A 24515-nucleotide genomic window follows, 5' to 3' on the forward strand; every position below is an offset into this window, starting at 1 on the left:
GGAGCCGACCGCCTAGCGGTCGTAGTCGTCCGGGAGCGCCTGCCCGATCTTCACGCGGGGCTTGGGCAGGCGCATGAACTTCATCTGCATGGCGCGGGTGATCGCGTAGTAGGTCGTGCCCTTGAGGCTCTTGTCGGGGAACCGCCGGGCCAGTTCGCGGCGCAGCCGGAACCGCAGCCAGAACATGTCGAAGAGGACGACGATCACGATCACCAGCAGCAGCGTGTTGCCCCACTGGGCGAGCGACGGGTTGCCGGAGTAGCCGAGGATCATCGTGATCAGCAGCAGCGGGATCACCAGCTCGATCATCGAGAACCGGGCGTCGACGTAGTCGCGGATGAAGCGGCGCACCGGGCCCTTGTCCCGCGCCGGGAAGTAGCGCTCGTCGCCGTCGCGCATCGCCTGGCGGACGGTCTTGCTCGACTCCGAGCGCTGCTTGCGTTGCGCCGCCGACTGCTCCTTGCGGGTCCGGGGCTGCTTGACCCGCGCCTTGGCGGCGGCCTCCGCCTCCTTGCGCGTCGGGGTCGGACGACCCTTGCCGCCCACCTTGGTGGGAGTCGGCTCGGGGGCGGGTTCGGACTTGCTGCGACGGAACAACGCGGGGCCTTCGGAGAGCGGGGACGAGAGGTTGACCTCAGACTACCGGCGGCGCCGCTGTGGTTCCCATTGCGGCTGTCCGTCTAGGGTTGACTCCGAGACCGGACCGTATCGAGAGGGACCACGCCGCAATGGGACTCTGGCAGCGCTTCACCCTGATCTTCAAGTCGAAGGCGAGCAAGGCGCTCGACCGCGCCGAGGATCCCCGCGAGACCCTCGACTACAGCTACCAGAAGCAGCAGGAGCTGCTCTCCAAGGTACGTCGTGGGGTGGCCGACGTCGCCACCAGCCGCAAACGGGTCGAGTTGCAGATCAACCAGCTCGAGCAGCAGTCCACGAAGCTCCAGGACCAGGCGCAGAAGGCGATCGCCGTGGACCGTGAGGACCTCGCCCGCGAGGCGCTCACGCGCAAGTCCGGTCTGACCACGCAGATCACCGACCTCAAGACCCAGCACGCCCAGCTCCAGGCGGAGGAGGAGAAGCTCACCCTCGCCCAGCAGCGGCTGCAGGCGAAGGTCGAGGCGTTCCGCACCCGCAAGGAGACGATCAAGGCGACGTACACCGCCGCCGAGGCGCAGACCCGCATCAACGAGGCGATGTCGGGCATCGGCGACGAGCTGGGCGACGTCGGCCAGGCGATCCAGCGGGCCGAGGACAAGACCGCCCAGATGCAGGCGCGGGCCGGCGCGATCGACGAACTGATCGCCTCCGGCGCGCTCGACGACGTCACCGCGACCAACAGCGGCGACGACATCGCGCGCGAGCTCGACGCGCTCAGCTCGCAGGCCGACGTGGAGGCCGAGCTGGCCGCGCTCAAGGCCGGCACGGCGCCCACCCCGCCGGCGGCGATCGAGGGGGCCGACGACAGCGGGGACGTCCTCGAGGCGGCCCCGGAGAAGCAGGCACAGGAGAAGGCCCAGGAGAAGGCAGAGGGCGAGCAGGCCTGAGTCCCGCCCGTTTGAGCCGTCCCGGAGAATAAGGGCATGGCACGCACGCGATTCGTCGGCGATCCCGGGCTCACCGCCCGGATGACCACCGTGATCTTCCTGCTCGGTGCGCTGTTCGTCGGCATCATCGCGATTCTGATGGCGCTGTTCTGGAACAGCCCGCTGCTCGTCTTCCTGATCGGCATCGGCGGAATCGGTGTCGCCTGGTTCCAGTGGTACAACTCCGACAAGGTCGCCATGAAGGCGATGCGGGCCCGCGAGGTGACCCCGGAGCAGGCGCCCGAGCTGCACGCCATGATCGACCGCCTCTGCGTGCTCGCCGACATGCCGAAGCCCCGGGTCGGCGTCGCCGACACCGAGCTGCCCAACGCGTTCGCGACCGGTCGCTCGCCCAGCCACTCCGCGGTGGTGGTGACCACCGGCATCCTCCAGCGCCTCAACGGCGAGGAGCTCGAGGGCGTCCTCGCCCACGAGCTGTCCCACGTCGCCCACCGCGACGTGCTGGTGATGACCGTGGCCTCGTCCGCGGGCATCGTCGCCGGCATGCTCACCCGGGGCGCGCAGTACGGCGCGATCTTCGGCGGCAACCGGCGTGACAACAACAACGGCCTCCCGGTCTGGCTGATCGTCCTCGTCGTCAGCCTGATCACGTACGCCGTGAGCTTCCTGCTCCTCAAGCTGCTCTCGCGCTACCGCGAGATGTCGGCCGACCGGGCCGGCGCCTACCTCACGATGAAGCCCGAGGCGCTCGCCTCGGCGCTGCAGAAGATCACCGGCGAGATCAACACGATCCCCGACCGCGACCTGCGCGCCTCGCAGCCGATGAACGCCTTCTTCATCGCGCCGGCCGTCAAGGGCGTGTCGATGCGCACCCTCACCTCGACCCACCCGACGCTCGAGCAGCGCCTGGAGCAGCTGGCGAAGATCCGCGCCGAGCTGGACCGGTCCGCCTGATGGGCCTCTGGGACGTCATCACCGGCCGCTCCCGCCCCAAGGCGCCCCGTCTCGACGCGCTCTTCCACGTGCCGAGCGCGGCGATCACGCTGGAGACGAGCCTCGGCCTGCGGCCGACCGGCACCGGCTCGGTCTGCTACCGGGCGGCGACCGGCAACGCCTTCGCGCAGGTGCAGTCGGAGGTCGTCGAGCTGCTCAACGCCGACCCCGGCCAGCCCGACGTCGAGCTCAGCCAGGACGAGTACGGCTTCACCTGGCTCGTGGTCCGCGACGACCCCGACATCGCCGACCTCTGCACCGACCTGCACGCGGTGAACACCTCGCTGGAGGAGCAGGGGTTCGGACCCGGCCTGCTCTGCTCGCTGATCCCGTTCGCGGGCGCCGACGGTCGCCGGGTCGGCCTGGTCTACCTCTACAAGCAGGGCACCTTCTACCCGTTCGCGCCCCAGGGCGGCTCCGCCGGGGCGGGGGAGCGGCAGCGCGACAACCTGCTCGAGCTCCAGCTGCGCGACACCCTCGCCGGCGAGCTCCCGATGGAGCAGGACCTCGGCCGCTGGCTCGCGGTCTGGGGCGCCCCCGGCCTGTAGGGCAGGTCCGCCCACAGGTCCGCCCCACAGGCCACGCACAGGTCGACCCGAGGAGCGGCACAGCCCGCCCCGGCAACGTCTCCCTCGCGGCGCCGACCGGTCCCGCATCGACCCACGTCGAGAGGGACCCCCGTGCGCCTGCCCGCCCGTCGTCGCTCGCGTGTCCTGCTGGGCGGCGCCCTCGTGGCGCTGGTCGCGGTCGCGAGCACCGGCGCCTGGCTGTCGACCCGCGACAGCTCACAGGCCGCCTCCAGCACCACCGCGACCGTGTCCACGGAGACCGTCCGCGACACCGTCACGGCCGACGGGTCGGTCGCCGCCAGCAGGACCGCCGACGAGTCGTTCGCCGTCGCCGGCCGGGTGACCCGGGTCGCCGTCGCCGAGGGCGAGAGGGTGCGCAAGGACCAGGTGCTCGCGGTCGTCGACGATGCCGCCCTGGTCGCCACCCGGCGCGCCGCGCAGTCGTCGTACGACGCCGCCCTGGCCCAGCTCGACGACGACGAGGACGCCGGCGCCGGCGACGTCCGGCTCGCCAGCGACCGGGCCGCAATCGTCTCGGCCCGCGCCGCCCTCGCCGACGCCCGCAGCGCCGTCGAGGACGCCACCCTGCGCGCCTCGATCAAGGGCACGGTGACCTCGGTCGACCTCGCCGAGGGCGACACCGTCGGGTCGAGCGCGCCGACCGCAGACGCGGACACCTCGGCCGGCACGATCTCGATCGTCTCGACCGGCAGGTACGTCGTGGACGCGACCGTCGCCGCCGCCGACGTCGACCGGCTCAAGCGGGGCCTGCAGGCCGAGATCGCCGTCACCGGCGTGGCCGACACCGTCTACGGCACCGTCGAGGAGGTCGGCCTGGTCGCGCGGACCAACGACAGCGGCGCCGCCGTGTTCCCGGTGACGATCGCGGTCACCGGCCGGCGCCACGACCTCTACGCCGGGGTCTCGGCGACCGCGACGATCGTCGTCAAGCAGCGCGAGGGCGTGCTCACCGTGCCGAGTCGGGCGCTCACGACCGAGGACGGCACGACCTACGCCATCCAGGTCGAGGACGGCGAGGAGACCAGGGTCGAGGTCGAGACCGGCGAGGCGTTCGGCGTGACGACCGAGGTGGTCTCGGGGCTCGAGGAGGGCGACACGGTCGTCGTGCCGGGCCTCGAGCGGATCTCCGGTGGTGGCGGGGGAGGCCAGCAGGGCTTCCCGGATGGTCAGCTGCCGCAGCTCCGGATGGACGGCGGCCAGCCCGCGATGCCGGGCGGCCCGGCCCAGTGAGCGCGACGACGAGCACCCCGCCCATCATCGGGCTCGACGGCGTCCGCAAGACCTACCGCACCGGCAGCCTGGAGTTCGAGGCGCTGTGCGGCATCGACACCGCGATCCGCGAGGGCGAGTACGTCGCGGTCGTCGGCCCGTCCGGCTCCGGCAAGTCCACGCTGATGAACATCCTCGGCTGCCTCGACAACCCCACCGCCGGCGGCTATCTGCTCGCCGGCGAGGACGTGTCGACCATGTCGGAGGCCCAGCTGGCGGAGGTGCGCAACCGCCGCATCGGCTTCGTCTTCCAGCAGTTCAACCTGCTGGCCGGCCTGCCCGCGTGGCGCAACGTCGAGCTGCCGCTCGTGTACGCCGGCCTGCCCCGCCAGGAGCGACGCGAGCGGGCCGTGGCCGCGCTGGAGCGGGTCGGGCTGGCCGACCGCACCGCGCACCGGCCGGGCGAGCTCTCCGGCGGTCAGCAGCAGCGCGTGGCGGTCGCCCGGGCGCTGGTGACCGAGCCGGCGATCATCCTGGCCGACGAGCCCACCGGCAACCTCGACTCCCGGTCGACCGCCGACGTGCTCGACCTGCTCGACGGGCTGCACGACGCCGGCCGCACGATCGTGCTGATCACCCACGAGCACGACGTCGCCGGCCGCGCGAGCCGCAACCTGGTCATCGACGACGGCCGGATCGTCTCCGACACGCCGACCGCGCGGGCGGGGGTGTCTGCGTGACCTGGGTGGAGACCCTCCGCGCCGGCGCGGAGGCCGTGCGGGCACACCGGATGCGGTCGCTGCTGACCATGCTCGGGATCGTCATCGGCATCGCGTCGGTGATCCTCACCGTCGGATTCGGCCAGGGCGCGCAGCAGCAGGTGCGCGACGAGATCGACGCGCTCGGCAGCAACCTGCTGATCGTGTCGCCGGGCAGCAGCACCGACTCCGGTGGCATGCGCGGCGGCTTCGGCTCGGCGACCACGCTCACGCTCGAGGACGCCGCGGCCATCGGCGACGACACCGCCGCGCCCGACGTACGCCGGGTCGCGCCGACGACCTCGTCGTCCGCGTCGCTGACGGCGGGGGAGACCAACTGGACGACCTCGCTGGTCGGTACGACGCCCTCGTGGCCGGACGTCCGCGCCCGCTCGCTGGCGTCGGGCCGGTTCTTCACCGCCGACGAGGTCGCCTCCGGCGCCCCCGTGGTGGTGCTCGGACCGGACACCGCGAGCGAGCTCCTCGGGCTCGGCAGCCCGGTCGGGCAGACCGTGACGATCGCCGGCCAGCGGCTGACCGTGATCGGCGTGCTCGACTCGAGCGGCGCCTCCGAGTCGGGCGGCTCCGAGGACGACCAGGCGATCCTGCCGATCAGCACCGCCCAGGCGCTGACCGGCGCCACCTCGAGCTCGGTGTCGACGATCTACGTCGAGGCGGCGTCGCAGGCGACGCTCAGCGCGGCGTACCAGGAGGTCCAGAGCCTCCTGGCCACCCGGCACGGCGTCACCACGACCGACGCGGACTTCGGCATCTCGACCCAGGAGTCGCTCGTCGAGACCGCGAACTCCACCAACAGGACCCTCACCGTGCTGCTCACCGGCATCGCCGCGATCTCGCTGCTTGTCGGCGGGGTCGGTGTCATGAACATCATGCTGGTCTCGGTCACCGAGCGGATCCGCGAGATCGGGCTGCGCAAGGCGCTCGGCGCGACGCCCCGGGTGATCGGCCGGCAGTTCCTGGTCGAGGCGTCGATGCTCGGCCTGGCGGGCGGGGTCGTCGGCCTGCTGGTCGGCGTCGTCGGCTCGTGGGTGCTGCCGCCCCTCATCGACCAGCCGGTCACCCTCTCGGCGCTGGCCGTCGGCGCGGCGCTGCTGACCTCGCTCGCCCTGGGCGTCGGCTTCGGGGTCTACCCCGCGAGCCGCGCCGCCCGTCTCACGCCCATCGACGCCCTCCGCAGCGAGTGAGGCTGCGCCCCTACGAAAGGCCCTCCCCATGACCCTGACCCGCCTCACCCTCGCCACCGCGTCGTCGGTGCTGCTCCTCGCGACCCTCGCCGCCTGCGGCGCCGACGACGAGGCGACCGACGCCGCTCCGCAATCGGGCGGCATGCCCGGCGGAGCGGGCCTCCCGGGTGCCGCCGGCGAGGTCGCCGCCGTGTCGGGCCGCACCGCCCAGGTGCAGAGCCCGCAGGGCGGCCAGGTCGCCGTGACCTGGACCCGGGACACCACGTTCACCGAGCAGGTGGGCGGCACGCTCGACGACGTCGCCGTCGGCGCCTGCGTCCTGGTCACCACGGACGATGCCTCCGCGGACACGACCGCGGTCACCGCCGCCGGCGTGCGGCTGACCGACGCGAACGCCGACGGGACCTGCGGCCCCGGCGCCGACGGTCCCGGTGGCGGTCGGCCGGAGGGGACGCCGTCCGACCTGCCGTCGGACGCGCCGGACGGCGGCCGGATGCGCGGCTTCGGCACGCTCGGCGAGGTCACGGGGGTGTCCGCGGCGGGCTTCACGCTGAGCGCGACGACCCCGGGCAGCGACGAGAACGCCGAGGTCACGGTCACCGTCGACGACGCCACGACGTACACGACGACGGTGGCGGCCACGGCCTCCGCCGTGGTGGTGGGCCGCTGCGTCACCGCCCGCGGCGACAGCGACGACACCGGCGCGGTCAGGGCCGACACGATCGGCGTCTCGGACCCGGTCGACGGCGAGTGCGCGGGCGGCCTCGGGTTCGCGATGCGCGGCCCGGGCGACGGTGCCGCGTGAGGATCCCGCGCCGCGCCGTCGTCGGTGTCGCGGCCCTGTCCGTCGTCGGGGTCGGCTGGGCGGCGTACGCCGCGCAGGCCGACGACCCGTCGTACCGCACCGCCCGCGCGACCGTCGGCGACGTCGAGCAGACCCTCGACCTGTCCGGCACCGTGGAGCCGGCCGGGCGGGCCGACCTCGCCTTCGCCAGCTCCGGCACCGTCGCGACGATCGCGGTCGAGCCAGGCGAGCAGGTGCGCGCCGGGCAGGCCCTCGGCAGGCTCGACGACGAGACGCTGCGCCGGGCCGTGCGGTCGGCCCGCGCCACGCTGGCGGCGGCCCGCGCGCAGCTCGAGTCCGACATCGATGCCCAGACCGTCGCGGTGTCGCAGGCGGGCGGCGGATCGCCCTCCGCGCCTGCCCAGACGCCCCAGGCTCCCCAGAGTCCCCAGGCTCCCCAGGCTCCCCAGACCTCGGAGTCCCCCGCGGAGCCGTCGGGGTCTCCGAGCCAGGATCCGGGCCTCGCCGCGCTCGCCGAGCAGCAGCGGGCGGTCGTCGCCGCGCAGTCGACCGTGTCGGCGTCGCTGGTCGCGGCGCAGCAGGCGCTCGTCGCCCAGCAGGCCGCCTGCGTCGACGTGACCGGCCAGGCGTGCGCCGACGCCCTGGGGGCGGTGCAGGCCGCGCAGCAGCGGGTGGCCACCGACCAGCAGGTGCTCCAGGACGCCCTCGACGCGCTCGGCGCGACCCTGTCGGAGGCCGGAGCTGCGGCCGATCCCGCCGCGGCCACGTCGACCTCCGGCGAGGCCCCCATCGTGCTCGTCGCCGAGGAGACCCCCGGCGGCACGGTCACCGCGGCGACGCTCGCCCACGACCAGGCCGCGATCGACCAGGCGCGCGCCGACCTGGTCGCCGCCCGCCAGGAGCTCGCGACCGCCACCGTGACCGCGCCGTTCGCGGGCCGGATCGTCGCGGTCGACGCCGCCGTCGGCGACTCGGTCGCGGCGGGGACGGACGTCTTCGTGCTGGTCTCCCGGGGCACCACGACCGTCCGGGTCGCGGCGACCACCGCCCAGGTGCAGGACCTGAAGGTCGGCCAGCGGGCCACGGCCGCACCCGCCGGTGCCGAGCGGTCGCTCGCCGGCACCGTCACGCAGGTCAGCTCGGTGCCGGACGACGACTCGGCGTACGCCGTGACCATCACGCTGAAGCGCAAGCGCCTCGACCTCGCGACCGGACTGACCGCCTCGGTCGCGGTCGTCACCGGCGCGGCGACCGACGTCGTCACGGTGCCGGCGTCGGCGGTGTCCGACGGCACGGTGCTGGTGCTCGACGGCGGCGTCGCCACGCCGACGCCGGTCACCACCGGGGTCGCCGGCGGCACCCGGGTTGAGATCACCGACGGGGTGTCGCCGGGCGATCAGGTCGTGCTCGCCGACCTCGACCGGGCGCTGCCGAGCGGGGACAGCGGGACCGGCGGACTCCGGTTCGGCGAGGGCGGCCTCCCCGGCGTCCCCGGTGGCGGGATGGTGCAGTTCCGTGGCGGATCGGGTGGCCAGCCGTTCGGCCGGTGAGGGGCCCGCGCCGACGAGGCGGCGGCCCGGATAGCCTGCGGGCTTCGAGGCCGGGGCCGATGCCCCGGCTCTCGGTCCGGGTACCTCGAGCCGATGGGGAGGCTGACGGATGGCGATCGCGCCTGTGCAGGACGAGCGGCGGGTCGCGGAGATCGGGCGCTACCGGGTGCTCGTCGAGCCGCCGCGGCCGGACCTGCTCGCGCTCGTGGAGATCGCCGCGCAGGTGGCGCTGGTGCCGATGGCGACGATCAACCTGCTCACCGACACCGAGCAGCACCAGATCGCCACCCACGGGTTCGACGCCTCGGTCTGCCGGCGCGAGGACTCGATGTGCGCGACCGTCCTCGAGGAGGAGGCGCCGGTCATCGTGCCGGACGCCAGCAAGGACCCCCGCTTCGCGGACAACCCCTTCGTGACCGGCGCGATCGGGCGCGTGCGGTTCTACGCGACCCACCAGCTGCGCACGCCCGACGGCGTCGTGATCGGCACGCTGTGCGTCTTCGACGAGCAGCCGCGCACGCTGGCCGACGAGCAGGAGAGCGCCCTGGTCGGGCTGGCCGACCGGGTCGTCGACCTGCTCGAGCTGGAGCTGCGCACCCGCGAGCTGCAGCGCTCCAACGAGCAGCTCGCGGCGTTCGCCGGCCAGGTCAGTCACGACCTGCGCAACCCGCTCACCGCCGTGACGATGGCGCTGCGGATGCTCGACGACGAGCTCGACGGCGACGGGGACATGGGCTTCCTCGTGCAGCGGGCCATCGGCGGTGCCGACCGGATGCAGTCGCTCATCGACGACCTGCTCAAGTTCGCGCGGGTCGGCGGCGAGCTGCAGCGCGGCCCCGTCGATCTCGGCGGGGTCCTCCGCGACGTCGTCGAGGACCTGGCCGTGCCGCTGACCGGGGCGACGATCGTCACGGGCGATCTCCCGACGGTGACGGGCGACGCCGTGCAGCTGCGCGCGGTGCTGCAGAACCTGGTCGCGAACGCCGCCAAGTTCACCCGGGCGGGCCGCCCGCCGCACATCGAGGTCGACAGCACGGTGGTCAACGGTCGCTGGCGGATCGAGATCTGCGACCGCGGACCGGGCATCCCGGAGGACCAGCGGGAGCGGGTCTTCCAGCCCCTCGCGCGCATCGACGAGGACGTCGAGGGCTCGGGCATCGGCCTGTCGACCTGCCGCCGCATCATCGAGGCCCACGGTGGCCGCATCGGCCTCGGGGAGGCGGCGTACGGCGGGACCTGCGCCTGGTTCGAGCTGCCCGAGCAGTCCTGAGGACCCGCCCGGTTCCGGGCGCGGCCCGCCGGTCAGTCCTTGGCGGTCCTGCCCGGCAGGGCGAGCATCCGCTCGAGCGCGACCAGCGCCCACTTCTCGGTCTCGGCGTCGACCTCGATCCGGTTGACGACGGTGCCGGCGACCAGCGACTCGAGCGTCCACACCAGGTGGGGCAGGTCGATCCGGTTCATCGTCGAGCAGAAGCAGACGGCCTTGTCGAGGAAGACGATCCGCTTGTCGGGGTGGGCGTCGGCGAGCCGCTTGACCAGGTTGAGCTCGGTGCCGATCGCCCAGCTGGAGCCCGCGGGCGCGGCCTCGATCGTCTGGATGATGAACTCGGTCGAGCCGACCAGGTCGGCCTTGAGCACGACCTCGTGGCGGCACTCGGGGTGCACCAGGATCGTGATGTCGGGGATCTCGGCGCGCAGGTCGTCGACCGCCTCGGGGGAGAAGCGGCCGTGGACCGAGCAGTGGCCGCGCCAGAGGATCATCTTCGCGTCGCGCAGCTGTTCGGTGGTCAGTCCGCCGTTCGGGCGGTGCGGGTCCCAGACCACGCAGTCGTCGACCGTGTAGCCCATCTTCAGCACCCCGGTGTTGCGGCCCAGGTGCTGGTCGGGGAAGAAGAGGATCTTGGCGTCGGGCTTCTGCTCGACAGCCCACTGCAGCGCGACGTCGGCGTTGCTCGACGTGCAGACGAGTCCACCGTTGCGCCCGCAGAACGCCTTGATGTCGGCCGAGGAGTTCATGTAGGTCACGGGGACGACGGAGTCGCCGATCCCGGCCTCGACCAGCGCATCCCACGCCATCTCGACCTGGGTCAGCCGGGCCATGTCGGCCATCGAGCAGCCCGCCGCGAGGTCGGGCAGGACCACCTGCTGGTCGGGGCCGGTCAGGATGTCGGCCGACTCGGCCATGAAGTGCACGCCGCAGAAGACGATGTACTCCGCGTCCGGCCGGGCCGCCGCCTCGCGGGCGAGCTTGAAGGAGTCACCGGTGACGTCGGCGAACTGGATGACCTCGTCGCGCTGGTAGTGGTGCCCGAGCACGAACACCTTCTCGCCGAGCGCGTCCTTGGCCGCTCGCGCCCGTGCGACCAGTGCGGGGTCGGACGCCGGGGGCAGGTCGCCCGGGCACTCCACCCCCCGCTCGCTGTTGAGGTCGGTGCCGCGCCCGAGCGGGAGCAGCGGGAGATCCACGGTCGCCATGGCCGAATCCTAGTCCTGGGGGTCGGGTGCCGAACTTCCGGTGCGGGGCACTACAGGAGTGCACCGTTGTGAACGTACGGCGCGGGCGGCTTCATCCCGCGCAGGCCGAGGTAGCCCTCCTGGTGCAGCGCGAGCCGCGCGGCGAAGCCGACGTCGAGCACCCACTGGTTGGCCCCCGTCACGTGCCCGACCGTGATCTGCTCGGGGCCCTCCGCCAGCGCCGCCCACAGCAGCCGGGTCGCCGTGCGCCGGTTGCTGGCGGCCAGCAGGGCCAGCTGGCCGCGCTCGTTGAGGTAGGCGTAGCCCGACCCGGTCGAGGTGTCGGAGACCAGCAGCCGCCAGGTGCGCAGCATCAGCTCGTGGTCGGGACCGTGCCCGGCGCCGCGGGCCGCCCGGTCGAGGGAGTCCATCAGGTCGACGTCCGCGGCCGAGCCCTCGCGGACCTTCTGCACCGCCGGGATCGCGGACCGGTCCACGGCGCCGGTGAGGTACATCTGCGGATGCAGCTCGAACCCGGCCTGGTGGTAGACCCGCACGGCTCGGGGGTCCGACGACGCCGACAGCATCGCGCGGGTGCTGGCCGCGCCGTGCTGGAGCGCCGCCGCGAGCAGGGGCTTGCCGATGCCCTGCCCCTGGCGGCCCGGCAGCACGGCGTACGTCGCCAGGCACCACAGCGTCTCGCGCCGGAACGAGGTGGCCATGCCGACCATGCCGGAGGCGTCCTCGGCCACCCAGCAGCCGCCGGGGTCGGTGCGCACGAAGTGCCGGGTCCGCTCGATCCACACCGCACGGTGCGCCTCCGAGCGGCGCTCGGGCTCCGGGTCGGTGCCGCGCCGCTGGCGGGTGTCGAGTTCGAAGAACCCCTCGTCGCTCACCCGCTCCGCCGCCGGGACGTCGTCGAGGGTCATCGGCCGGATGATCAGGCCGCTCAGGGGGTCGTGCCGGGGGCCGTTCTGGGGGTCTGCCACGACGCCGACCCTAGGCAGTCCGCCAGGATGGGCGCATGCGCATTCTGGTCGCCCCCGACAAGTTCGCGGGCACGCTGACCGCTGTGGAGGCCGCCGACGCGATCGCGGCGGGCTGGCGGCGACGGGCCCCCGACGACGAGATCGACCTGGCGCCGATGGCCGACGGCGGCCCCGGCTTCGTCGACGTGCTGCACGCGGCGCTCGGCGGCGACCTGCTGGCGGTGACGGTCCGCGGCCCGCACGGCGAGCCGACGCCGGCGTCCCTGCTGGTGGTCGAGCACGACGGGGTGCGCACGGCGTACGTCGAGAGCGCCCAGGCCTGCGGCGTCCACCTGACCGGCGGGGAGCGGGCGGAGGAGGCCACGACCTACGGCGTCGGCGAGCTGGTCCGCGCGGCCGTCGACACGGGTGCGGGGCGGGTCGTGGTCGGGCTGGGCGGGAGCGGCACCAACGACGGGGGAGCCGGGCTGCTGGCCGCCCTCGGGGCCACCGCCGACCGGCCGCTCGACCGGGGCGTCGCCGGGCTCGCGGGCATCGGCCGGGTCGACCTGCCGTCGGTGCCGGTCGAGCTGGTCGCAGCCACCGACGTCGACAACCCGCTGACCGGCCTGTTCGGGGCGACCAAGGTCTTCGGCCCGCAGAAGGGCATCGCCGAGGACCGGCTCCCGATCGTCGACGGCTGGCTGGAGGAGCTCGCCGTGGCGACCGACCGCCGGGTGGCGCTCGGCGAGGGCGCCGGCGCCGCCGGGGGCCTCGGCTTCGCGCTGCTGCTGCTCGGCGCCACCCGCCGGCCGGGCATCGGGCTGGTCGCGGACAGCCTCCGGCTGGCCGAGCGCGCCCGGACCGCCGACCTCGTCGTCACCGGCGAGGGGGCGTTCGACTACTCCAGCCGCGGCGGCAAGGTGCCGTACGGCGTGGCCGAGCTCGCCGGGGAGGCGCTGCGCCCCTGCGTGGTGCTCGCCGGACGGGTCCAGGTCGGCTCGCGGGAGATGCGGGCCCTGGGCGTCGAGTCGGCGTACTCGCTGGTCGACCTGACGGGGGAGGAGCGCGCCTTCGCCGACCCCGCCGGGGCGCTGGCGGACCTCGCGGAGCGCGTGGCGCGCACCTGGTCGCCGCGAGGTCACGCTGGGTGACCGGAATAACCGCCGGTGTGCGACCATTGGGGCTAGCAAGACACTTCCATCGACTTCGGGAGAACAGCCCATGACCGAGCAGGTCGAGACCACCACCGAGCGCCACGCCGACTCCATCAACCTGAGCCCGGTGGCCGCCGCCAAGGTGAAGAGCCTCCTCGAGCAGGAGGGCCGCGACGACCTCGCGCTGCGCATCTCGGTGCAGCCCGGTGGCTGCTCGGGCCTCCGCTACCAGTTGTTCTTCGACGAGCGCAGCCTCGACGGCGACGTCGTGACCGACTTCGACGGCGTGGCCGTCGTCGTCGACCGGATGAGCGTTCCCTACCTCAACGGCGCGATGATCGACTTCGTCGACTCGATCGAGAAGCAGGGCTTCACGATCGACAACCCCAACGCCACCGGCTCCTGCGCCTGCGGCGACAGCTTCCACTGAGCTGAGTGACAGCAGGGCCCCGTCGGTGCACGACCGGCGGGGCCTGCTGCATTTCGGGCGCGCTCGGTGGTTGAGGTGTGAGGGCCGCCAGGCCCGAGCCTCGAGACCACCCTGCTGACGGGGTCGGTGGTGGCGGTTGCCTGTCGGCTGTCCGGGTTTCGAGACGGTTGCTAGCGCAACCTCCTCAACCACCGGTGCGGTGGTTGAGGTGTGAGGGCCGCCAGGCCCGAGCCTCGAGACCACCCTGCTGACGGCGTCGGTGGTGGCGGTTGCCTGTTGGCTGACCGGGTTTCGAGACGGTTGCTAGCGCAACCTCCTCAACCACCGGTGCGGTGGTTGAGGTGTGAGGGCCGCCAGGCCCGAGCCTCGAGACCATCGTGCTGACGGCGTCGGTGGTGGCGGATGCCTGTCGGCTGACCGGGTTTCGAGACGGTTGCTAGCGCAACCTCCTCAACCACCGGTGCGGTGGGTGCGAGGGCCGCTCACTCCCCGTCGAGCTGCAGGTGCAGTGCGCGGGCCAGACGGGCGGCGGCCTCGGGGACCTCGATCTGCGCCGCCTTGGGCTGCTCCCGCGACAGCTCGCGCGCCGTCGCGGCGAGCGGGCCGGTGAGGGCGGCCTGCGCCGCCAGGCAGTCGATCCGCATCTCGGCGGGCGTCGAGGCGTCGTCGTAGGCCAGTCGGGCGTTGCTCATGACATCGACCGTAAGTGCTACCGGCCGGTCGGGGTAGCAGTTCGCCTCGGTAGTCTCCCGTGTCATGTCGCTGCTGATCGCGGGCTCCATCGCCACCGACCACCTGATGAGCTTCCAGGGGAAGTTCCGCGACTCGCTGGTGGTGGAGCAGCTGGACAAGATCTCGTTGTCGTTCCTGGTCGAGGATCTCGAGATCCGGCGCGGGGGCGTGGCGGCGAACATGTGCTTCGGGCTCGGCCAGCTCGGCCTGCGCCCGGTGCTGGTCGGTGCGGCCGGCGAGGACTTCGCCGACTACCGCTCGTGGCTGGAGCGGCACGGCGTCAACTGCTCCCACGTGCGGATCTCCGACACCCGGCACACGGCGCGGTTCGTGTGCACCACCGACCCGACCGGCGCCCAGATCGCCTCGTTCTACCCGGGCGCGATGAGCGAGGCGCGGCTGATCGAGCTCGGCCCGGTCGTCGAGCGCGTCGGTCACCCCGACTACGTGCTGATCGGCGCCGACGACCCCGACGGGATGCTCCGGCACACCGAGGAGTGCCGCCAGCGCGGCTACGCCTTCATCGCCGACCCGAGCCAGCAGCTGGCGTTCAGCGATGGCGAGCTGATCCGCGAGCTCATCGACGGCGCCGCGATCCTCTTCTCCAACGAGTACGAGTCGCACATGATCGAGCAGAAGACCGGCTGGTCGGCGGCCGAGGTCCTCGACCGGGTCGGCGTGCAGGTGACCACCCTCGGCAAGGACGGCGTGCGCGTCGAGCGCGCGGGGGAGCAGCCGATCTTCCTGCCCGCGGCCCAGGACGTCACCGCGGTCGAGCCGACCGGTGTCGGCGACGCCTTCCGCGCGGGCTTCCTCGCCGCCGTCGCGTGGGGCCTCGGCCTCGAGCGGGCCGCCCAGGTGGGCTGCGTGCTCGCGGCGTACGTCGTGGAGACGGTCGGCACGCAGGAGTACGCCTTCACCCCGGCCCAGTTCCTCGCCCGCCTCGAGCACTCCTACGGGAGCGACGCAGCCGCGGACATCGAGCCGCACCTCAAGTCGATCGGCTGACCTCCGGGCCGATCCGGCCCTGCACGCAGCACATCCCGGGCTCGGGCGCGAGGCAGGCGCTGACGTCGCAGCCGATCCCGTCGGCGACCCCCTGCACGAACGACCTGTTGATGCCGCACACCAGCTCGGTGTGGCTGCGGGCGAGCGTGTCGAAGGGGCAGTTGGCCAGCAGCACGGTGTCGCCGTCCACCCGGGGCTCGAAGCCGTGGTCGGCCAGCACCCTCGTGAACGCCGCGACGTCGCCGGGCGCCGCCTCGGCGCCGATCGCCCGCCCGATCTCCGCGGCCGCCGTGTCGATCGCCGTGTCGACATCCGGGCCGGAGGCACCGCTCGCCCGCTCGATGCCGCTGGCCAGGATGTGGCCCACCAGGTCGTACTTCCGGTCGGGCAGGGAGATCGCGACCGGGTCCTCGGCCCGCTTGTAGAGCTTGCTCGGGCGTCCGGCGCCAGGTCCGGTGCGGCCGCCGAGGCGGCGGTACTCCGCGGTCAGCAGCCCCGCCTCGACCAGCCGGTCGAGGTGGAAGTTCGCCGTGTGCGGCGCCAGGTCGAGCGCGGTCGCGGCCTCCTCGCGGCCCACGGGCTCCCCGCGCGCCACGACGTACTCGTAGAGCGCCAGGCGGATCGGCTCCGCGAGGGCACCGACGCTGGCGGCCTGGGCGGCGAGGTCCACGACGGGCGGCTCCTTGTCTAAAACAGAAAACTCTTGACGCAATGGTGCCACGGATTCTAACGTGCAACTAGTTCAGTTTTAGAAACCGGAGGAGCCATGACCACGCTGCACCACCGGCCGTCCGTGATGACGGCGAACCACACCGACCAGGCCTACCTGCTGCTGCGCTCCGCGTTCGTCGTGGCGCCGATCCTGTTCGGGCTCGACAAGTTCCTCGGCGTCCTCACCGACGACTGGGAGGCCTACCTCGCGACCTGGGTCAACGACCTGATCCCCGGCGACGCCCACGACGCGATGCTGATGATCGGCGTCGTCGAGATCGTCGCCGGCCTGGTCGTGCTCGTCACGCCGCGCTGGGGCGGGCTGCTGGTCGCCGCCTGGCTGGCCGGCATCATCGTCAACCTGGTCAGCACGGGGGAGTACTACGACATCGCGCTGCGCGACTTCGGCCTGCTGCTCGCCGCCCTGGCCCTCAGCCTGCTGGCCATGGACCGGTCCCGGGCATGACCCAGGCCGCCCAGGACCTCGCTCGTTGGCGGGTCGAGCATCACCCCAGGGTCGACGTCCACGCCGCGGAGGCGGCCGCCGTCGACCTGCTCCGGTCGCTCGGCCTGGACCTCGCTGACGAGTCGCTCGCCGCGACGCCGGGCCGGATGGCCCGCGCCCTGGCCGAGATGCTCAGCCCGACCGCCTTCGAGATGACGACGTTCCCCAACGACGAGGGGTACGACGAGCTGGTGCTGGTGCGCGACCTGCCGGTGCGGTCCATGTGCGAGCACCACATGCTCCCGTTCGTCGGCGTCGCGCATGTCGGCTACCTCCCCGGCGACCGGATCGTCGGCCTCTCCAAGCTGGGCCGCGTGGTCGACCACCACGCCCGCGGCGTGCAGACTCAGGAGCGACTCACCCAACGGGTCGCGCGACACTTGGAGGAGGCTCTCGCGCCGTCCGGCGTCGGTGTCGTCATCGAGGCCGAGCACCTCTGCATGACGCTGCGGGGCGTCCGGGCGCCGGGAGCCACGACGGTGACGTCCGCCCTGCTCGGCCGGCTCCGCGAGGAGCCGGCGAGTCGTGCGGAGTTCCTCGCGCTCACCCGCACCCGACCGACAGCACCAGATCGATAGAGAGGTTGATCCCATGACGATGGTCGTGATCGGCGCCGGACTGGCGGGCAACGCCGCCGCGGAGGAGCTGCGCGAGCAGGGGTACGACGGCGACGTCGTGCTGCTCGGCGCCGAGCAGCACCTGCCCTACGATCGGCCGCCGCTGTCCAAGGACGTGCTGCTGGGCCACGAGGACGTCGAGGCCACCGGTCTGCGCGACGCCGACTGGTACACCGAGCGCGCGATCGACGTCCGCACCGGCACGGCCGCGAGCGCGGTCGACCTCGAGCGCCGGGTGGTCGTGACGCCGGGCGGCGAGATCGCCTTCGACAAGCTGCTGCTGGCCACCGGCTCCGAGCCGCGCCGGCTGCCGGTGACGGGCGCGCCGGCGGCGTACCTGCGCACCCGCGACGACTCGGCCGCGCTGCGCGCCGCGCTGCTCGAGAAGCCGCGGCTGACCGTGGTCGGCGGCGGCTGGATCGGCCTCGAGGTCGCGGCCGCGGCCCGGGCTGCCGGGTGCGACGTCACGCTGATCGAGCCGCAGGCCCAGCCGCTGCTCGGCGTGCTGGGGGAGCGGCTCGGATCGGCCTTCGCCGACCTGCACCGCCAGCACGGCGTCGACCTGCGGCTGGGCACCTCCTTCGACGGCACCAGTCCGGTGCCGGCCGACCTGGTGCTGGTGGCGGTCGGTGCCGCGCCCCGGCTGGATCTGGCGGTCGCGGCCGGACTCGACGTCGACGGCGGTGTGCTCGTCGACGCCACCCTGCGCACCTCCCACCCCGACGTCTACGCCGCCGGCGACATCGCGGCCCACGACCACCCGACCCTCGGCCGGCTACGGGTAGAGCACTGGGACAACGCGATCGAGCAGGGCCGGGCGGCCGCCCGCTCGATGCTGGGCGCGGACGCGCCCTACGACCGGGTGCCCTACTTCTTCACCGACCAGTACGACCTCGGGGTCGAGTACGTCGGGCGGGTGCCGCGCGAGCACCTCGACAGCGTCGTCGTGCGTGGCGACCTGGCGGCGCGGCAGGCCGTGGTGCTCTGGCATGACGCCGGCCGGGTCCTGGGCGGGATGCACCTCAACGAGTGGGACAGCATCGACCACCTGCGCGCGCTCGTCGGCCGGACCGTCGACGTGGCGCGCCTGGAGGACACCGGTGTCGGGATCGCCGAGCTGGCGGAGTCGGTCAGCTGAGATGAGCAGGCCCGGGGGGTCGTGCCGGCGAGCGGCGTTCGGCGCCGCGCCGGCAAGGCGCCGGTGCCAGGGCATACCGGGTGTCTGTCGAGCGCTGGCAACGAAGCCGGCGTGGATGCCGAGCGTCGCGCAGCGTGCGAGCCCTCGGGCCTGGTCATCGCAGCCGGCGTACGAGGTAGCGCGGCGCCCCGTCGGGCGCGGCGTCCTCGCCGACGTATTCCTGGCCGCGCATCCGGCACCAGGCCGGCACGTCGGTACGGGCGGCCACGTCGGTCGCCACCACGCCGATCAGCCCGCCGACCGGCACCTCGGCGTACCTCTTGCCGAGGTGGATGACCGGCATCGGGCAGAGCATCCCGCGGCAGTCGAGCTCGAGGTCGACCGTGGGCGGCCCGGCCATCTAGAGCCCCACCTGGGCGCGGAGGTCGCGCACCACCTCGGACAGCGCGGCCAGGAAGCCGTCGACGTCCTCCTCGGTGGTGTCGCGGGTGAGCGAGACCCGCACGTTGCCGTGGGTGAGCACGCCCATCGCCTCGAGCACCCGGCTCGGGGTGAGCGTCGAGGCCGTGCAGGCCGACCCGCTGGCCACGCCGTACCCGCGCTTGTCGAGCTCGGTCACCAACGCCTCGCCGTCGACGTAGAGGCAGGAGAACGTGACCAGGTGGGGGAGCCGCTCGACGGGGTCGCCGACCACCTCGACGTCGGGGATCAGCGCCGCGGCCTCGCGGATCCGCTCGACGAGCGCGAACTGGCGCGCGTTGACCTCCTCGCGCTCCTCGACGACCGCGCGCAGGGCGGCGGCAGCGGCGAGCGCCGCCGGCACGTTCTCGAAGCCGCAGGTCCGCTCGTCGATCCGGTCGTCACCGGGGAAGGGGTTCACCCAGCGCGTGCCCTTGCGGATGACGAGGACGCCGACGCCGGCGGGGCCGCCCCACTTGTGGGCCGAGCCCGCGAGCGCCGCCCAGCCGCCGGGCAGGGGGAGCCGGCCCATCGACGCGCAGGCGTCGACGAAGAGGGGGGCGGCGGTGTGCAGGTTCGCGACCGGCTGCAGGGTGCCGACCTCGTGGTTGGCGCTCTGGACGGCGACCACGCCGGCGTCTGCCGGCACCGCCGCCGGGTCGACCCGCCCCAGCCGGTCGACCGGGATCTCGCGGGCGGCGCCGGCCCACGTCGCGGCATGGACGACGGACGAGTGCTCGACGGCCGTGTGCGCCACCGACGCGTGCCCGACCGCGCCGGTGCGGCGCAGCCCCAGGAGGCCGCGATGCACGGCGTCGGTGCCCGACGCGGTGAAGGTGACCTCGTCGGCGCGCACGCCCAGGCACTCCGCGACGACGGCGCGCGCGTTGTCCAGCAGCAGACGGGCATCGCGCCCCGGGCCGTGCAGCCGGCGGGGGTCGGCGTACCCCCGCTCGTAGGCGGCCGACAGCGTCTCGCGGGCGGCCGGGTGGAGCGGCTCCGACGATGCCGAGTCCAGGTACGCCGCGGCTTTTCTCACACTCGCAACCTACCGGCACCCCACCGGATCATTGAGGGGGCGATTCCGCTAGTGTTCGGCGTATCCGTGATCGATGAGAGAGAGGCTCGTTCGTGGGTCTGCAACTCCCCAGGCGCTCGGCCGTGAAGCCGGCGACAATCCGTCGCTCGGCCGTGCTGATCGCAATGGGCATCACTGTCCTGGTGCTCGGCGGCTGCTCCTCTGAGACGACCGATGAGTGGAAGCGCGCGGCGATGCCGGCGCCGATCTCCAACCAGGGCGAGCGCATCCTCGGCCTCTGGCAGGGTGCCTGGATCGCCGCGATGATCACCGGCGTCATCGTGTGGGGCCTGATCTTCTACGTGATCATCCGTTACCGCCGTCGCAGCGACGACGAGATCCCGGTGCAGACGCGCTACAACCTGCCGCTGGAGATCTTCTACACGATCGCTCCGGTCATCATGGTGATCGTGTTCTTCGCCCACACGGTGAAGACCCAGAACTACGTGCTCGACGACGACCTGCCGGTCGACAACACGATCGAGGTCGTCGGTCAGCAGTGGTCGTGGACCTTCAACTACGGCCTCGGTGAGATGGACGCGTCGGCCAACGACGACCCGGCCGACGACAACTTCCCGTACCAGTCCTACGTCCACGGCGGCGGCACCGGCTCGCAGATCCCCGACCTGTACCTCCCGGTCGACCAGACCACGCGCTTCAACCTGCACTCGCCCGACGTGATCCACGACCTGGGCGTTCCCGCGTTCCTGATGAAGATGGACGTCATCCCGGGCCGGGTGAACCACTACGAGGTCACCCCCACCGTGATCGGCACGTACAAGGGCAAGTGCTTCGAGCTCTGCGGTGCCTACCACTCGCGGATGCTCTTCAACGTGCACGTCGTCAGCCAGGAGGACTACCAGGCCTACCTGCAGCAGTTGGAGGACGCCGGCGCGACGTCCGACCTGCCGCTGCTCGGCGGCGACTACGCCAGCACCCAGACCGGACTCGAGTCCGGTGACGAGTCCGAGGAGGGCGCGGAGTGACTACGACATCCGCACAGCCGACCAGCGCCATTCCGGCGCCCCGCAGGCCGCTTGGCGAGCAGGTGGCGCGGATCCTCACGACCACCGACCACAAGCTGATCGGCAAGCTCTACCTGGTCACGTCGTTCGCGTGGTTCCTGATCGGTGGCCTGATGGCCATGCTGATCCGCTCCGAGCTGGCCTACCCGGGCATGCAGGTCGTCAACGACGAGCTCTACAACCAGCTGTTCACCATGCACGGCACGATCATGCTGCTGCTGTTCGCGACCCCGCTGTTCTTCGGGTTCGCCAACGTGATCATGCCGCTGCAGATCGGCTCGCCCGACGTCGCGTTCCCGCGGCTGAACATGTTCAGCTACTGGCTGTTCCTCTTCGGCGGCATCATCGCGGCGTCCGGCTTCCTCACCCCGCAGGGTGCGGCCGACTTCGGCTGGTTCGCCTACACGCCGCTCTCCGACGCGGTCCGCTCGCCGGGCGTCGGCGGTGACCTGTGGATCATGGGCCTGTGGATGGCCGGTCTCGGCACCATCCTCGGCGCGGTCAACTTCATCACCACGATCATCTGCATGCGCGCGCCCGGCATGACGATGTTCCGGATGCCGATCTTCGTGTGGAACACGCTGGTCACCAGCCTGCTCGCGCTGATCGTCTTCCCGGTGCTCGGTGGCGCGCTGCTCTCGCTCGAGGCGGACCGCCAGCTCGGCGCCCACGTGTTCGACACCGCGCACGGCGGCGCGATCCTGTGGCAGCACCTCTTCTGGTTCTTCGGCCATCCCGAGGTCTACATCATCGCCCTGCCGTTCTTCGGCATCGTGACCGAGATCCTGCCGGTCTTCAGCCGCAAGCCGGTCTTCGGCTACATCGGCCTGGTCGGCGCGACCCTCGGCATCGCGATCCTCTCGGTCGCGGTGTGGGCGCACCACATGTTCGTGACCGGCGCCGTTGACCTGCCGTTCTTCTCCGGCATGACCTTCCTGATCGCCGTACCGACCGGAGTGAAGTTCTTCAACTGGATCGGCACTATGTGGGGCGGGTCGGTCTCGTTCGACACGCCCATGCTGTGGTCGATCGGCTTCCTCACGACGTTCCTCTTCGGTGGCCTGACCGGCGTCATCCTGGCCAGCCCGCCGCTGGACTTCCACGTCTCCGACTCCTACTTCGTCGTGGCGCACTTCCACTACGTCGTGTTCGGCACCGTGGTGTTCGCGATGTTCGCGGGCTTCTACTTCTGGTGGCCCAAGATGACCGGCCGGATGCTCGACGAGCGCCTCGGCAAGGTGCACTTCTGGCTGCTGTTCGTCGGCTTCCACGGGACCTTCCTGATCCAGCACTGGCTGGGCGTCGAGGGCATGCCGCGTCGGTACGCCGACTACCTGCCCGACGACGGCTTCACCACGCTCAACCAGATCTCGACGGTCTTCGCGTTCCTGCTGGGCGCCTCGACCCTGCCGTTCCTCTACAACGTCTACGTCTCGCGCCGGGCTCCGCTGGTCGAGGTCGACGACCCGTGGGGTTGGGGCCGGTCGCTCGAGTGGGCGACCAGCTGCCCGCCGCCGCGGCACAACTTCGTCACCATCCCGCGGATCCGCTCGGAGTCCCCGGCCTTCGACCTGCACCACCCGGAGGTCGCCGCGATGGAGCTCGAGGACAACGAGATGGCGCGGGTCGGCGGACCGGCCGACGCGCCTGACATGGAGGGCCGCGAGGAGATGCTGCGCGACCGCAACGACAACCCGGAGGGCGACGCCTGATGAAGTCCGAGGCTTGGATCTTCGCGATCGTCACGATCTTCTTCGCCCTCGTCACCCCGGCCTACTGGTTCATCGCCGGTGACTGGACGGGCACGTCCGCGCTCACCATGACCACGCTCCTGGCCGTGATGGTGACCTTCTACCTCGGCTTCCACGCGAAGCGGATGGACCCCCGTCCCGAGGACCGCAAGGACGGCGAGATCGCCGACGGCGCCGGCGAGCTCGGCTTCTTCCCGCCGTACTCCTGGTGGCCGCTGTGGTGCGGCCTGACGCTCAGCGTGTGTGTCTTCGGCATCGCCGCGGGCGCCTGGTGGCTGTTCATCATCGGCCTGGTGCTCGGTGCCCTGGCCGTGAGCGGCTGGATCTTCGAGTACTACCGGGGTGTCCACGCTCACTGAGCCCACCCGGCCGCGTCGAATCGGCGCGTGTGGCTTCGGCAGTTACCCTGGACGACGTTCGTAGGCCGTCTGTTTCGGGGGAGACCATGTCCGTGAGTCGCACGCGCCTGACCGGTGCCGTGGCGCTGCTGTTGCTCGCGAGTGGCGGGCTGTCGGCCTGCAACACCGACGACGTCCCGGGCGCCTCGGCGGTCGCGGGCGGCGACACGTCGGCCGCGGAGCCGACGCCCGACACCACGCCCTTCCGGGTCACCTCGAGCGTCCAGCGGAGCGCGAGCGACGTGCCCGTCGACACCGAGCTCACGGTGACCGCCTCGAGCGGCACGATCAGCTCGGTCCAGGCGACCTCACCGGCCGGCGACGTCGCGGGGAAGGTCTCGTCCGACGGCACCTCGTGGCGGGCGACCGCGCGGCTCGAGCCCGGCACGACGTACGTCGTGAAGGCCTCGGGGCAGAGCGCGGCCGGCGACCAGGCCACCCGCCGGCTCAGCTTCTCGACCCAAAGCCTCACCCTCGACGAGCAGACCTACGCCTCTGTGGCGCCGCTCGACGGCGAGACGGTGGGCGTCGGCATGCCGGTGATCGTCAGGTTCGACCTTCCGGTCACCGACCGGGCGGCGTTCGAGAAGCACATGACGGTGACCTCCACGCCCGCGCAGCCGGGCACGTGGCACTGGCTCAGCGACAACGAGGCGCACTGGCGCCCGAAGAAGTACTGGCAGGCCGGCACCGACGTGCACGTCGACGTCGACGTGAACAGCGTGCCCGCCGGCAACGGCATCTACGGCCAGGAGAGCCGCCAGCTCGACTTCCACGTCGGCGACGCGCACATCTACCGGGTCGACGCGCGCACCCACCAGATGAAGGTCTTCAGCAACGGCAAGCTGCTGCGGACCATCCCGATCACCACCGGGAAGCAGCCCGACTTCACCACCCGCTCGGGCGTGAAGGTGATCATGGAGAAGTTCGAGTCCAAGGACATGAACTCCGAGACGGTCGGCATCACCGGCGCCGAGGCCTACAACATCGCCGGCGTGAAGTGGGCGATGCGGGTCACCAACTCCGGCGAGTTCATCCACGCCGCACCGTGGTCGGTCGGCTCCCAGGGCTACGCCAACGTCTCCCACGGCTGCACCGGCATGAGCACCGAGAACGCCGCCTGGCTCTACGCCATGTCCCGCCGCGGCGACGTCGTCGACTACACCGGCACCGATCGCCCGATGACCCTCGACAACGGCTACGGCGACTGGAACGAGTCGTTCCGGGAGTACCGGCAGGGCTCCGCGCTGGCCTGAGCGGGTCTGCGGGCGGTTGGCGTGAGCAACGTCGTTCCGGTGCGGCGCGCTGCGGGCGCTTCATCAAGGGATGAGGGTGGAGCGACGGTTCCCTCGGTGTGCTCACCCGGGGGAGCGCGGCCTCGCCCTCATCCCTTGATGAAGCCGCGACGGGAAGCCGCGACGGCTGAGGCC

26 protein-coding genes are annotated in these 24515 nt (G+C 72.3%); 19 read left to right on the plus strand and 7 right to left on the minus strand.

Annotated elements, in window-relative coordinates:
* Positions 1–12: 12 nt before the first annotated feature.
* Positions 13–597, minus strand: coding sequence for a DUF3043 domain-containing protein (locus tag KM427_RS10490; RefSeq protein ID WP_183590482.1), 585 nt, complete (start codon positions 595–597; stop codon positions 13–15).
* A 131-nt stretch (positions 598–728) separates the two neighbouring features.
* Between KM427_RS10490 and KM427_RS10495 the strand changes: the two genes are divergently transcribed.
* From KM427_RS10495 to KM427_RS10535, 9 genes are all read left to right on the plus strand, one after another.
* A complete protein-coding gene (locus KM427_RS10495) occupies positions 729–1544 on the plus strand; it encodes a PspA/IM30 family protein (RefSeq protein WP_183590481.1) in 816 nt (271 codons plus the stop codon).
* Positions 1545–1580: 36 nt separating this feature from the next.
* A complete protein-coding gene (gene htpX / locus KM427_RS10500) occupies positions 1581–2498 on the plus strand; it encodes a zinc metalloprotease HtpX (RefSeq protein ID WP_183590480.1) in 918 nt (305 codons plus the stop codon).
* Positions 2498–3085, plus strand: coding sequence for a PspA-associated protein PspAB (pspAB, locus tag KM427_RS10505; RefSeq protein WP_183590479.1), 588 nt, complete (start codon positions 2498–2500; stop codon positions 3083–3085). The genes htpX and pspAB overlap by 1 nt, the downstream gene beginning before the upstream one ends.
* 132 nt (positions 3086–3217) lie before the next feature.
* Positions 3218–4357 (plus strand): efflux RND transporter periplasmic adaptor subunit, encoded by a 1140-nt coding sequence (locus KM427_RS10510; protein WP_215527149.1) that lies wholly within the window; start codon positions 3218–3220, stop codon positions 4355–4357.
* Positions 4354–5076 (plus strand): ABC transporter ATP-binding protein, encoded by a 723-nt coding sequence (locus KM427_RS10515; protein ID WP_286674375.1) that lies wholly within the window; start codon positions 4354–4356, stop codon positions 5074–5076. Before KM427_RS10510 ends, KM427_RS10515 begins: the two co-directional genes overlap by 4 nt.
* Positions 5073–6299 carry an ABC transporter permease gene (locus tag KM427_RS10520; protein WP_183590477.1) on the plus strand — a complete coding sequence of 409 codons (1227 nt, stop codon included), beginning with the start codon at positions 5073–5075 and terminating at the stop codon, positions 6297–6299. Before KM427_RS10515 ends, KM427_RS10520 begins: the two co-directional genes overlap by 4 nt.
* Before the next feature lie 28 nt (positions 6300–6327).
* On the plus strand, positions 6328–7104 hold the full coding sequence (locus KM427_RS10525; protein ID WP_215527150.1) for a hypothetical protein: 777 nt from the start codon (positions 6328–6330) through the stop codon (positions 7102–7104).
* Complete coding sequence (locus tag KM427_RS10530) at positions 7101–8654, plus strand: permuted SH3 domain-containing protein (protein ID WP_215527151.1); 1554 nt, start codon at positions 7101–7103, stop codon at positions 8652–8654. Before KM427_RS10525 ends, KM427_RS10530 begins: the two co-directional genes overlap by 4 nt.
* Positions 8655–8763: 109 nt before the next feature.
* Complete coding sequence (locus KM427_RS10535) at positions 8764–9924, plus strand: sensor histidine kinase (RefSeq protein ID WP_183590474.1); 1161 nt, start codon at positions 8764–8766, stop codon at positions 9922–9924.
* 32 nt (positions 9925–9956) lie between these two features.
* Here KM427_RS10535 and nadA read toward each other — a convergent pair whose 3' ends face one another.
* Together nadA and KM427_RS10545 are read right to left on the minus strand one after the other, a co-directional pair.
* Positions 9957–11129, minus strand: a complete 1173-nt coding sequence (gene nadA / locus KM427_RS10540; protein ID WP_215527152.1) for a quinolinate synthase NadA — start codon at positions 11127–11129, stop codon at positions 9957–9959.
* A gap of 50 nt (positions 11130–11179) precedes the next feature.
* Positions 11180–12097, minus strand: a complete 918-nt coding sequence (locus KM427_RS10545; RefSeq protein WP_252275266.1) for a GNAT family N-acetyltransferase — start codon at positions 12095–12097, stop codon at positions 11180–11182.
* A gap of 35 nt (positions 12098–12132) precedes the next feature.
* On the opposite strand from KM427_RS10545, the gene KM427_RS10550 reads away from it, so the two are divergent.
* Together KM427_RS10550 and erpA are read left to right on the plus strand one after the other, a co-directional pair.
* Positions 12133–13230 (plus strand): glycerate kinase family protein, encoded by a 1098-nt coding sequence (locus KM427_RS10550; protein WP_215527153.1) that lies wholly within the window; start codon positions 12133–12135, stop codon positions 13228–13230.
* A 70-nt stretch (positions 13231–13300) separates the two neighbouring features.
* A complete protein-coding gene (gene erpA, locus KM427_RS10555) occupies positions 13301–13663 on the plus strand; it encodes an iron-sulfur cluster insertion protein ErpA (RefSeq protein ID WP_183590471.1) in 363 nt (120 codons plus the stop codon).
* A 482-nt stretch (positions 13664–14145) separates the two neighbouring features.
* Here the strand turns inward: erpA and KM427_RS10560 are convergent, their stop codons facing one another.
* Positions 14146–14355 (minus strand): hypothetical protein, encoded by a 210-nt coding sequence (locus tag KM427_RS10560; protein ID WP_215527154.1) that lies wholly within the window; start codon positions 14353–14355, stop codon positions 14146–14148.
* Between the two features lie 64 nt (positions 14356–14419).
* Here KM427_RS10560 and KM427_RS10565 point away from each other — a divergent pair, with 64 nt between their 5' ends.
* A complete protein-coding gene (locus KM427_RS10565) occupies positions 14420–15403 on the plus strand; it encodes a carbohydrate kinase family protein (protein WP_215527155.1) in 984 nt (327 codons plus the stop codon).
* Here KM427_RS10565 and KM427_RS10570 read toward each other — a convergent pair.
* Positions 15387–16073, minus strand: a complete 687-nt coding sequence (locus KM427_RS10570) for a helix-turn-helix transcriptional regulator (protein WP_183590468.1) — start codon at positions 16071–16073, stop codon at positions 15387–15389. The genes KM427_RS10565 and KM427_RS10570 overlap by 17 nt on opposite strands.
* A gap of 96 nt (positions 16074–16169) precedes the next feature.
* Between KM427_RS10570 and KM427_RS10575 the strand changes: the two genes are divergently transcribed.
* Genes KM427_RS10575 through KM427_RS10585 form a run of 3 tightly spaced genes read left to right on the plus strand, consistent with a single transcriptional unit; the run spans position 16170 to position 18374 of the window.
* A complete protein-coding gene (locus KM427_RS10575) occupies positions 16170–16580 on the plus strand; it encodes a hypothetical protein (RefSeq protein ID WP_183590467.1) in 411 nt (136 codons plus the stop codon).
* Positions 16577–17197, plus strand: a complete 621-nt coding sequence (gene folE, locus KM427_RS10580; RefSeq protein WP_183590466.1) for a GTP cyclohydrolase I FolE — start codon at positions 16577–16579, stop codon at positions 17195–17197. Before KM427_RS10575 ends, folE begins: the two co-directional genes overlap by 4 nt.
* 13 nt (positions 17198–17210) lie before the next feature.
* Positions 17211–18374 carry an NAD(P)/FAD-dependent oxidoreductase gene (locus KM427_RS10585; protein WP_215527156.1) on the plus strand — a complete coding sequence of 388 codons (1164 nt, stop codon included), beginning with the start codon at positions 17211–17213 and terminating at the stop codon, positions 18372–18374.
* 154 nt (positions 18375–18528) lie between these two features.
* Here KM427_RS10585 and KM427_RS10590 read toward each other — a convergent pair whose 3' ends face one another.
* Both KM427_RS10590 and KM427_RS10595 read right to left on the minus strand, forming a co-directional pair.
* Positions 18529–18774, minus strand: coding sequence for a sulfurtransferase TusA family protein (locus tag KM427_RS10590; protein WP_215527157.1), 246 nt, complete (start codon positions 18772–18774; stop codon positions 18529–18531).
* Entirely contained in the window at positions 18775–19872 is a 1098-nt protein-coding gene (locus KM427_RS10595) for a cysteine desulfurase family protein (RefSeq protein WP_215527158.1), read from the minus strand.
* A gap of 164 nt (positions 19873–20036) precedes the next feature.
* Here KM427_RS10595 and ctaC point away from each other — a divergent pair, with 164 nt between their 5' ends.
* The 4 genes from ctaC to KM427_RS10615 all read left to right on the plus strand — a co-directional run bounded on the left by ctaC (position 20037) and on the right by KM427_RS10615 (position 24341).
* Positions 20037–20897 carry an aa3-type cytochrome oxidase subunit II gene (ctaC, locus tag KM427_RS10600; protein WP_183592132.1) on the plus strand — a complete coding sequence of 287 codons (861 nt, stop codon included), beginning with the start codon at positions 20037–20039 and terminating at the stop codon, positions 20895–20897.
* Positions 20894–22648 carry an aa3-type cytochrome oxidase subunit I gene (gene ctaD / locus KM427_RS10605; protein WP_183590462.1) on the plus strand — a complete coding sequence of 585 codons (1755 nt, stop codon included), beginning with the start codon at positions 20894–20896 and terminating at the stop codon, positions 22646–22648. The genes ctaC and ctaD overlap by 4 nt, the downstream gene beginning before the upstream one ends.
* Positions 22648–23046, plus strand: coding sequence for a cytochrome c oxidase subunit 4 (locus tag KM427_RS10610; RefSeq protein WP_183590461.1), 399 nt, complete (start codon positions 22648–22650; stop codon positions 23044–23046). Before ctaD ends, KM427_RS10610 begins: the two co-directional genes overlap by 1 nt.
* An 86-nt stretch (positions 23047–23132) precedes the next feature.
* On the plus strand, positions 23133–24341 hold the full coding sequence (locus KM427_RS10615) for a L,D-transpeptidase (RefSeq protein WP_215527159.1): 1209 nt from the start codon (positions 23133–23135) through the stop codon (positions 24339–24341).
* The last annotated feature ends 174 nt before the right edge of the window (positions 24342–24515 follow it).

The sequence above is a fragment of the Nocardioides sp. LMS-CY genome (genome assembly GCF_018732145.1).
Taxonomy (GTDB): Bacteria; Actinomycetota; Actinomycetes; order Propionibacteriales; family Nocardioidaceae; genus Nocardioides; species Nocardioides soli.